The organism is Geobacillus sp. ZGt-1 (assembly GCF_001026865.1).
Classification (GTDB): domain Bacteria; phylum Bacillota; class Bacilli; order Bacillales; family Anoxybacillaceae; genus Geobacillus; species Geobacillus thermoleovorans.
In genome coordinates this window covers 1-370 of the sequence record NZ_LDPD01000192.1, presented here as the reverse complement: position 1 = coordinate 370, position 370 = coordinate 1, and the positions used below count along the sequence as shown (strand labels likewise).

Genomic DNA, 370 nt, shown 5'->3' with positions numbered 1-370 from the left:
CCATTCGTCCGTATGAGTATGGACAATCGACGCATGGCCAGCCTTTTGCAGCGGATTGCGCGGGTAAGGCCAAGACGTAATCAGCGGATTGTCGGGATGCACCTCATACGGACCATAGAGAGCGCGCGAACGGGCAATCGTCGCCGCATGGTTGTATCGCGTTCCCCCTTCCGCCGTCAATAAATAATAATAACCATTGATTTTATACAAATGCGGCCCTTCTGTAATTCTTAAGTCCGTTCCTTTGAAAATAATTTTCGGCTCACCAACCAATTTTTTCTGTTCCACACTGTATTCTTGAAGCACAATCCCGTAAAACGGATGATGGCCGACGCGGTGATCCCAATACATATTCACCAAGTATTTTCTT

The 370-nt window shown here is 47.3% G+C and carries 1 protein-coding gene; it reads right to left on the bottom strand.

Annotated elements, in window-relative coordinates; translation table 11 throughout:
* Positions 1 to 370: family 43 glycosylhydrolase (locus VU18_RS16540; protein WP_047758589.1), on the bottom strand; the 370-nt coding region annotated here is incomplete at both ends.